Source organism: Burkholderia puraquae (genome assembly GCF_002099195.1).
Classification (GTDB): Bacteria; Pseudomonadota; Gammaproteobacteria; order Burkholderiales; family Burkholderiaceae; genus Burkholderia; species Burkholderia puraquae.
This window is the reverse complement of record NZ_NBYX01000020.1, coordinates 135,589-142,761: the sequence shown is the minus strand read 5'-3', so window position 1 is coordinate 142,761 and position 7,173 is coordinate 135,589. Positions and strand designations below refer to the sequence as shown.

The 7,173-nt window shown below is 62.2% G+C and carries 4 protein-coding genes and 1 rRNA gene; 4 read left to right on the top strand and 1 reads right to left on the bottom strand.

The window, feature by feature from the left end; translation table 11 throughout:
* Positions 1–107: 107 nt before the first annotated feature.
* The 3 genes from rrf to B7G54_RS29920 all read left to right on the top strand — a co-directional run bounded on the left by rrf (position 108) and on the right by B7G54_RS29920 (position 4,661).
* Positions 108–220: ribosomal RNA gene (gene rrf, locus B7G54_RS29930) — 5S ribosomal RNA — on the top strand.
* 555 nt (positions 221–775) lie between these two features.
* Positions 776–2,851: a molybdopterin-containing oxidoreductase family protein gene (locus tag B7G54_RS29925; RefSeq protein ID WP_085042303.1), complete on the top strand. Its 2,076-nt coding sequence runs from the start codon at positions 776–778 to the stop codon at positions 2,849–2,851.
* A 136-nt stretch (positions 2,852–2,987) separates the two neighbouring features.
* A complete protein-coding gene (locus B7G54_RS29920; protein ID WP_085042302.1) occupies positions 2,988–4,661 on the top strand; it encodes a long-chain fatty acid--CoA ligase in 1,674 nt (557 codons plus the stop codon).
* Between the two features lie 270 nt (positions 4,662–4,931).
* Here the strand turns inward: B7G54_RS29920 and B7G54_RS29915 are convergent, their stop codons facing one another.
* Positions 4,932–6,089, bottom strand: coding sequence for a porin (locus B7G54_RS29915; RefSeq protein WP_085042301.1), 1,158 nt, complete (start codon positions 6,087–6,089; stop codon positions 4,932–4,934).
* Between the two features lie 276 nt (positions 6,090–6,365).
* Between B7G54_RS29915 and coq7 the strand changes: the two genes are divergently transcribed.
* Positions 6,366–6,992, top strand: coding sequence for a 2-polyprenyl-3-methyl-6-methoxy-1,4-benzoquinone monooxygenase (gene coq7 / locus B7G54_RS29910; RefSeq protein ID WP_085042300.1), 627 nt, complete (start codon positions 6,366–6,368; stop codon positions 6,990–6,992).
* Positions 6,993–7,173 lie beyond the last annotated feature (181 nt).

Genomic DNA, 7,173 nt, shown 5'->3' with positions numbered 1-7,173 from the left:
CGTGTGAGCCAGGACTGGTTGGATTCTCGTGTGTGATACACACAACTCAAGATTACTGCTTCTTCCCAGATTGGTCGCGTTGCGAAGCAACGTGACAACCCTCTTTGCCTGATGACCATAGCGAGTCGGTCCCACCCCTTCCCATCCCGAACAGGACCGTGAAACGACTCTACGCCGATGATAGTGCGGATTCCCGTGTGAAAGTAGGTAATCGTCAGGCTCCCTAAGCCAGAAACCCCCGCCCGAAAGGCGGGGGTTTTTGCATTGGCGCGAAGGAAATGCACCGAGGGGCGGGGTGGGCGGCCTGGTCGCAGCTCGGGCCGGGCCGGAGTATCAATTCTCCCGGATTACCTCGATTGGATTGCCGCAAAAGGCGATCGAACCGAGCGCGCTGGCCTCGCACCGGTGACGGGGCGCTGGCTCAGCCCAACTATCCAATCTCCTCCAAAGTACAGCCAATCGCAGCCCCCGATTCCCTAATTGGTCGATATCATTCGCGATCCCTTGGTCTATTGATCGTATCTCCGGTCAAAGCTGCAATTCCTTTCTCCCGCGTGTATTGGCTGGTGCCGCCGTGCGCGATCTGTTTCAGTCGTCGACAACGAATATCGGATCGGCCATGCAAGCCCATCTGCAGAAGACGTACGGAATCACCGAAATTCCGCCGATTCCTTCATCGCCTTTCGGTCAGATGCCTCGAAATCCGCACGAAATGAACGCTTTATTCGGCGTGTCCACGTAAAATTTGCAAATCCCCATCTCAGCACTCAAAACGATGAACGCCGCCATTCAGGTAGCCCGGGCCGTTTGCCCGCATGATTGTCCGGACACGTGCGCAATGCGTGTGACTGTCGAAAACGGCAAGGCGATCAAGGTCACGGGCGATCCCGATCATCCGCCGACACAAGGCGTGTTGTGCACGAAAGTCAGTCGATACGCCGAGCGCGTTCATCACCCCGACCGCCTCACCGTCCCACTCAAGCGCATCGGCGCGAAAGGGGACGGGCATTTCGTGCCGATCAGCTGGGACGAGGCATTCGATGAGATCGGCCGCCGTCTCGGTGAAATCGCGGCGCGCGCACCGGAAGCGATCGTGCCGTACAGCTATGCGGGAACGATGGGGCTCGTGCAGGGGGAGGGCATCGCCCAGCGGTTCTTCCACAAGCTCGGCGTCTCGCGGCTCGAGCGCACGATCTGCGCAGCGGCCGGTGCAGCGGGGTTGCGTTACACCTATGGCGGCAGCCTCGGCATGCACCTCGAGCATTTCGAGGAAAGTGAGCTGATTCTGATTTGGGGGGCGAACCCGATCGCGTCGAGCCTGCACTTCTGGACGCGCGCGCAGGAAGCGAAGCGCCGAGGCGCACGCCTTGTCGCCATCGATCCGTATCGTTCGCTGACAGCAGAGAAGTGTCATCAGCATATCGCGTTGAAACCGGGCACCGACGGCGCGTTTGCACTCGGCATGATGCACGTGCTGATTACCGAAGACCTGCTCGATCACGACTACATCGCCAGCCATACGCTCGGTTTCGACGCGCTCAAGGAGCGGGCGATGTCCTATCCGCCGGAACGCGTCGCGCAGATCTGCGGTATCGACGCGTCGGAGCTGATCGACCTTGCGCGTCGTTACGGTGCTACCCGCAAGGCATCGATCCGCCTTAACTACGGCATGCAGCGCGTCCGCGGCGGTGGCAACGCCGTACGCGCGATCGCAAGTCTGCCGGCGCTGACGGGGGCTTGGCGGGATCGGGCCGGCGGGCTGTTGCTGTCATCGTCGGAATCCGCACCGGTCAACCAGGCGGCGCTGCTGCGCCCGGACTTGATGCCGGGCTGGCCGCACAAGCTGCCGCGCATCATCAACATGAACGCGATCGGCGACGCGCTGTTGCACCCGGGCGATGCAACCTTCGGGCCGAAGGTCGAAGCGGTGATCGTGTACAACTCGAATCCGGTGGCTGTCGCGCCCGACTCTTCGAAGGTCGCCGCAGGGTTCGCGCGTGACGATCTGTTCACGGTCGTTCTCGAGCATTTCAAGACAGATACTGTCGATTTCGCCGACATTGTTTTGCCGGCGACCACGCAGCTCGAGCATCTGGACATCCACAAATCGTACGGGCACACCTACGTGATGGCGAACCTGCCGTCGATACCCCCGGTGGGAGAAGCGCGGCCGAATACGGAGATCTTCCGTGGCATCGCGCGCAGCATGAGGCTCGACGAGCCCGCGCTCTATCACAGCGACGAGGAGGTCGCGCGCGCGGCGCTCCGCTGGGACGATCCTGCGCTCGACAGCGACTGGGACACGCTGAAGCGCGACGGCTGGCTGAAGCTCAAGCTGCCGGAGGCGCCGTTCGCGAATGGCGGTTTTCGTACGCCGTCCGGCAAGTGCGAGTTCTACAGCCCGCGGCTCGAGCAGATGGGCATGGAACCCGTGCCCGACTACCTGCCGCCGTTCGAATCGGCCGAGGCGGCGCCCGAGCTCGCCGCGCGCTATCCGCTCGCGATGATTTCGCCGCCGGCCCGCCACTTCCTGAACAGCACGTTCGTGAACGTCGACAGCCTGCGTCATACCGAAGGCGAGCCGCATCTCGACATCCACCCGTCCGACGCAGAGGCGCGAGGCATCGCGGAGGGCGACGTCGTTCGCATCTTCAACGACCGCGGATCAATGCAGGCGCTTGCGAGAATTACCGACCGCGCACGTGCAGGGCTCGTCGTCGGGCTGTCGATCTGGTGGAAGAAGCTGTCACCGGACGGCAGGAACGCAAACGAGGTGACGAGCCAGGCGCTCACCGATCTTGGCAATTCGGCGACGTTCTACGATTGCCTTGTGGAAGTTGAGCGCATTTGAGCGGATATCACCGTATGATCAGACGAATTTCCACGGAAGTTCGAAGTGGACATCTAACCCTGTTGTCTCGGGGCGGTCGAGCCGTTACGATGCGTTTCAGCACGACCATTCGAAAATCTGTGAGGAGACGCGCAGTATGGACAAAATTTGGCTGAAATCGTACCCCCCCGGCGTTCCAGCCGAAATTGACGCGTCTCCTTATCCCTCTGTCCCAGACCTGCTCGACGAAAGCTTCCGACAGTATCGCGACCGCACGGCGTTCGTCTGCATGGGCAAGGGCATCACGTACGGCGAACTCGACAAGCTGTCGCGCCAGTTCGGCGCCTGGCTGCAATCGCGTGGGCTTGCGCGCGGGGCGCGCGTCGCGATCATGATGCCGAACGTGCTGCAGTATCCCGTGGCGATCGCCGCGGTACTGCGCGCGGGCTACACCGTCGTCAACGTCAACCCGCTCTATACGCCGCGCGAGCTCGAACATCAGCTGAAGGACAGCGGCGCGGAGGCGATCGTCATCCTTGAGAATTTCGCGACGACGCTGCAGGCCGTCATCGCGAACACGGGCGTCAAGCACGTCGTCGTTGCATCGATGGGCGATCTGCTCGGCATCAAGGGATGGCTCGTCAACTACGTCGTGCGCAACGTGAAGAAGATGGTGCCCGCATGGCAACTGCCGTCGTTCACGCGCTTCAAGGCCGCGCTGTCGGAGGGCGCGCGGCAGGCATTCAAGGCGCAGAAGATCGGCCCAGACGACGTCGCGTTCCTGCAATACACGGGCGGTACGACCGGTGTGGCGAAGGGAGCGACGCTGCTGCATCGGAACATCGTGTCGAACGTGCTGCAGGCGGGCGCCTGGCACCATCCGGCTCATGAGAAGTTCCCGGAAGTGAAACAGTTCGTGACTGTTGTCGCGCTGCCGCTGTATCACGTGTTCGCACTGACCGTCTGCGGTTTCCTGACGCTGCGTACGGGCGGCATGGGCATCCTGATCCCGAACCCGCGCGACATCGCCGGCATGATCAAGGAACTGAAGGGCTACCAGATCTCGACGATCCCGGCGGTCAACACGCTGTACAACGCACTGCTGAACCACCCGGAATTCAATCAGCTCGACCTGTCGAAGCTCGTGATCGCGAACGGCGGCGGCATGGCGATCCAGGAGGGCGTCGCGAAACGCTGGTATGAAAAGACCCATACGGCGATCATCGAAGGATACGGGCTGTCCGAAACGTCGCCGGTGGCGACCTGCAACCCCGTGACGGCGACCGAATACAGCGGGACGATCGGCCTGCCGCTGCCGTCGACCGAAGTGGCGATTCGCGACGACGCGGGCAACGACGTCGCGCTCGGCGAACCCGGCGAGATCTGCATCCGCGGGCCGCAGGTGATGGCCGGCTACTGGAACCGGCCCGACGAGACCGCGAAGGTCATGTTCGCGGACGGCTTCTTCAAGACGGGCGACGTCGGCGTAATGGATGCACGAGGTTACGTGAAGATCGTCGACCGGAAGAAGGACATGATTCTCGTATCGGGCTTCAACGTGTATCCGAACGAAGTCGAGGACGTGGTGGCGTCGCATCCGGGCGTGTTCGAGGTGGCGGCAGTCGGCGTGCCCGACGAGCATTCCGGCGAAGCCGTGAAGCTGTTCATCGTGAAGAAGGATCCGGCGCTTACCGACAAGGACATCCTCGCCTACTGCAAGGAGCGGCTCACCGGCTACAAGCGGCCGAAGCTGGTCGAGTTCCGTACGGAGCTGCCGAAAACGAACGTCGGCAAGATCCTGCGGCGCGAACTGCGCGACGGACGCGCGTAACGGCGCGCTCGATCGAACGGAAAAGCCCGGCTTGTGCCGGGCTTTTTTGTTTGAGGCGAGGCCTCGAAGAGGCTGTTTCCGAACGAGGCTGCGTCAGGAATGGGCTTGCGGCGGCGGCCGTGTGTTTCGACGCAGCCAGACGGCACGGCACCCTCGCGACGAGCACGTCGCGGCCGGTGCAATTCGCCGCGCTCCAGCTTTTCGGATACCCGAAAAGAAAAAGGCGCCCGAAGGCGCCTTCAATGTCCAGCGGCTTGTCAAACAAGCTGATTAGAACTTGTGACGGATACCGACGCGTGCTGCGACCTGGTTGCTGGTGCTCGAACCGCTGAGACCGTTGATCGCTGCCGTCGCCTTGACGACGTTGCCTTCTGCGTCGAGCGCATTGCCCGATGCGTGCTGATACACGCCGATCACGTAGACGTCCGTGCGCTTCGACAGGAAGTAGTCGACGCCCACCGAGCCCTGGTGGTACTTGGCTGCGGAGGCGCCGTCGATCTTGCTGCCTTGCGTGTAGTCGTACGCTGCGCCGAGGATCAGCGCCGGGGTCAACTGATACTTGAAGTTGATTTCGCCGTTGTTGAACGTCGCGGTCTGGTTCACGTACGGACCAACCGAGAAGCCCTTGAACTTCGTGTTCGAGTACGTCGCGCCGATCGTCGCCGCGCCGAACGTGTACGCGCCGCCCGCGCCGATGACCTGGTACGTGTTCGCGTTGTTCGCGTACGCGCCATAGACCGGCGACGTGACCGGAGCAGCCGAAGCCGTCGAACCATTGTTGAACATGCCGCCGGCGTTGCCCGGCGTACGTGCGTTCAAGTAGCCGACGCCCAGGACCAGCGGGCCGTTGTTGTAGCCTGCGCCGAGCGACCAGACCTGGTTCTTCGCGAACTGGCCTGCGATGCCGCCGAGGCTGTACAAGCCGCCGAACGAGAAGCCGGCGTAGGTCGGGCTCGTGTACTTGATCGCGTTGTTCACGCGGTACGCGTTGTTGAAGTTGTCGAGGTCGCCCGGGTGAGCGGCGATGTAACCGCCCCACTGGTCGCCTGCCTCGAGCGGGCCGACGAAGTCGACGACGGAGTCGTATTGACGACCCAGCGTGACCGTACCGTACTGGCTCGACAGGCCGACGTAAGCCTGACGACCGAACATCAGGCCGCCCTGACCGAGCTTGCCGCTGTTCACGTCGAAACCGTTTTCGAGGGTGAAGATCGCCTTCAGGCCGCCACCGAGGTCTTCGGTGCCGCGCAGGCCGAAGCGGCTGCCTTGCATCACGCCACTGGCCATGCTGTACAGGTGCTTGCCGCCGGCGTTGTTGTTGAAGAGCAGGCCTTCATCGATGATGCCGTAAAGCGTCACGCTGCTTTGCGCATGGGCAGCGCCAGCGAACGCGCCCAGCGCGACGAGCGCGAGAAGCGACTTTTTCATTAACGGATCTCCAAAAATCACTGAATTTTTCTGGCGGGGCGGATAGTTATGTTCTGTTGACGGGCCCCATCAACTTCGCAAGAAGTCGCACGTAATGTAGCAAAACCGTTTTTTGCCACAAAGCGAAATGCCGCAGCTCAAGGTCGCCATGTTTCCTTTATGCAACAATGGTTAAAATCACGGGTTAACCGCAATTTCCGCTGAATAATCAAGTCGGTTACGCAGCGGACTCGTGCCCTTGCCGCTCGCGGCAGCACCTGCAGCCAGGAGAACAGGATGGTGTTTGATGAACTGATCAGCGAATTCGATCGCGGCCTGCGATCGCTGACCGGCATTAGCCGGATGAGCCGCCCGGTGCCCGTGCCGGCCGAGGCGCCGGCCGTCGAGCTGACGCCTGCGGAGCGCACGCATGCCGCCGGGCTGATGCGCGTGAACCATGTCGGCGAGGTCTGCGCGCAGGCGCTTTACCAGGCGCAGAAACTCACCGCGCGCACGGTGTCGGCAAAGGCGATGTTCGAAGAGGCCGCGCGCGAGGAGGAGGACCACCTCGCATGGACCGCGCACCGCCTGAAAGAGCTCGACTCGCGCCCGAGCCTGTTGAACCCCCTCTGGTATGCGGGTTCGCTCGCGATCGGCGTGGTGGCCGGTGCGCTTGGCGACAAGGTCAGTCTCGGCTTCATGGCAGAGACCGAACGGCAGGTCGAGAGTCATCTCGAAGGCCATATGTCCGAGTTGCCGGCGGCCGATACAACGTCGCGTGCGATCGTCGACCAGATGCGTATCGACGAAGTGAAGCACGGCAAGGCCGCGGCCGACGCCGGCGGGATCGAGCTGCCGCTGCCCGCGAGAATGTTGATGCGTGCGGCCTCGAAAGTCATGACGAGCACTGCATACTATCTGTGAGATTCGCACCGGGGTGACGCGTGACGTCGCCCCGGTTCCCCGCCGCTGATACCGCCCGTTTATTCCTCGTTTTCCCGCCCCCGAAAGCCCCGTCCGCTCACCCGTCTGGCCCGTCTTTCTCACGTATCACCTTCACAGTTTGCACTAGCTCATTCATTTATAACGGTTTTTGGAATGAGGG

Bases quoted from the DNA above. Each gene is read 5' to 3' on its own strand.
- B7G54_RS29920 (WP_085042302.1), top strand. From the start codon at position 2,988: ATGGACAAAATTTGGCTGAAATCGTACCCCCCCGGCGTTCCAGCCGAA.
- B7G54_RS29925 (WP_085042303.1), top strand. From the start codon at position 776: ATGAACGCCGCCATTCAGGTAGCCCGGGCCGTTTGCCCGCATGATTGT.
- coq7 (WP_085042300.1), top strand. From the start codon at position 6,366: ATGGTGTTTGATGAACTGATCAGCGAATTCGATCGCGGCCTGCGATCG.
- B7G54_RS29915 (WP_085042301.1), bottom strand. From the start codon at position 6,089: ATGAAAAAGTCGCTTCTCGCGCTCGTCGCGCTGGGCGCGTTCGCTGGC.